This is a genomic window from Rhizobacter sp. P3_B12, assembly GCF_056402895.1.
This window is the reverse complement of the sequence record NZ_JBFUGN010001188.1, coordinates 1-1684: the sequence shown is the minus strand read 5'-3', so window position 1 is coordinate 1684 and position 1684 is coordinate 1. Positions and strand designations below refer to the sequence as shown.

Sequence of the window (1684 nt, the reverse complement as noted above, 5' to 3'; positions counted from 1 at the left end):
GGATGGCCACGATCGTGGCCACCATCGCGGCATCGCCGCCTATGTTGATCTTGAATTTCTTCATGGCATCCGCCTGGGTGGAAAGGGTCAATGAACGGGGTTGTCGGAACCGGGGGCCGGTGCAGCGGGTGCATCGGCGCGCCTGGCGCCGATCTCGTCGACCCAGCGCAGCACCACGGCCACCGATTCGAAAAGCTCTTCGGGCACGGCGTGGTCGACCGGCACCTTGTGCAGCGCGCGCGCGAGCGGCGGGTGCGCGAACACCGGCACGCCCATCGCCTCGGCGTGGCCGCGGATGATCAGCGCCGCGTCGTCCACGCCCTTGGCCAGCACGACCGGCACGCCGGCCTCGTTGGCGCGGTAGCGGATCGCCACCGCGTAGTGCGTCGGGTTGACGACCACCGCGTCGGCCCGGCCCACCGCCTGCTTCGGGTCTTCCTCGGCCAGTTCGCGCGCCAGCTGCTTGCGCTGGCCCTTGATCTCGGGGTCGCCTTCCTGGCCCTTGAACTCGCGCTTGATCTCGTCCTTGGACATGCGCTGGCCCTTCATGAAGTGGTGGCGCTGCAGCGCGAAGTCGAGCGGGGCCAGCACCATGAACAGCGCCACCGCGAACAGCAGCACCTTGCCGATCGCGCCCCAGGCGATGGCGCCGATCGCCATCGGCGTCTGGAACACCGCGCCCGAGATCAGCGGCAGCAGCTGCACGATCACCTGCCACATCACCGCGCCGATCACCACCGCCTTCAGCACCATCTGCGCGAAGGTCATCAGCGACTTCAGCGAGAACACCTTCTTGATGCCCTGGGCCGGGTTCAGGCTGTCGAACTTGGGCTGCACCGCCTTCGGCGTGAGCTGGATGCCGACGTGCGCGGCGATGCCGACCACCGCGCCGATGGCCGCCACCACCAGCAGCGGCAGGATCACGAGCCCCGCCTCCATGCCCATCGCGGCGAGGCGCTTCCAGATCACGTCCATCGGGATGTCGCCGGGGCCGATGTCCAGCGCCAGCGAGATCACGGTGCGCATGCGCGCGGCGGCGCTGTCGGCCATCGCCAGCAGCGTGCCGACGACCGCGAGCGTGGAGCCGGCGATCGCCATGTCCTGGCTCTTGGCGACCTGGCCTTCCTCGCGCGCCTTGCGCAGCTTCTGCTCTGTGGGCTCTTCGGTTTTTTCGTCGGACATGGCGTGACCGAATGCAACGGGCGTCGACGGATTGCCGACATCGACAGGCTAGGCGTGCACGCGGCGCCGGCCGGGGCCCGGCCCGAAGCGGTGTGCGCAAACCCGACGCGAGGCGTCCGGCTTCATGACGGCGCTGCCGCGGCGCCCGCAGACGCCCTCACAATGCGGCGCATGCCCGACCTGCTCGCCCCGCCGACGGCCGATCTGCAACGCGTGATCGACGCGCTGCCCGCCCTCGAAGCCGCCGAAGACCCTGCCCGCCACCGCGGCCTGCTCGAACAGGCGGCGGCGCTGGCCGCCGGCGACGACATCGACGCCCACACGCTTGGCCGCATCCAGCTGCTGATGGCGCGGCTGCATGCGCAGCTCGGCGAGTACGAACTCGCGTACGCGCGGGCGCTGTCGGCCAGCGAGCAGCTGGCGCGCGCCGGCGACACCGCGCGGGCGTCGAGCGCGGCCAGCACCTGCATCTCGATCTGCATCGAGACCGGCGATTTCAGCG

General features: G+C 70.2%; 2 protein-coding genes. One reads left to right on the top strand and one right to left on the bottom strand.

What is annotated here, in order from left to right; translation table 11 throughout:
- Positions 1-87: 87 nt before the first annotated feature.
- A complete protein-coding gene (gene sctU / locus AC1D01_RS33625) occupies positions 88-1182 on the bottom strand; it encodes a type III secretion system export apparatus subunit SctU (protein WP_477873804.1) in 1095 nt (364 codons plus the stop codon).
- A gap of 171 nt (positions 1183-1353) precedes the next feature.
- Between sctU and AC1D01_RS33620 the strand changes: the two genes are divergently transcribed.
- Positions 1354-1684: hypothetical protein (locus AC1D01_RS33620; protein ID WP_477873803.1), on the top strand; the 331-nt coding region annotated here is incomplete at its 3' end.

Bases quoted from the DNA above. Each gene is read 5' to 3' on its own strand.
- sctU (WP_477873804.1), bottom strand. From the start codon at position 1,182: ATGTCCGACGAAAAAACCGAAGAGCCCACAGAGCAGAAGCTGCGCAAG.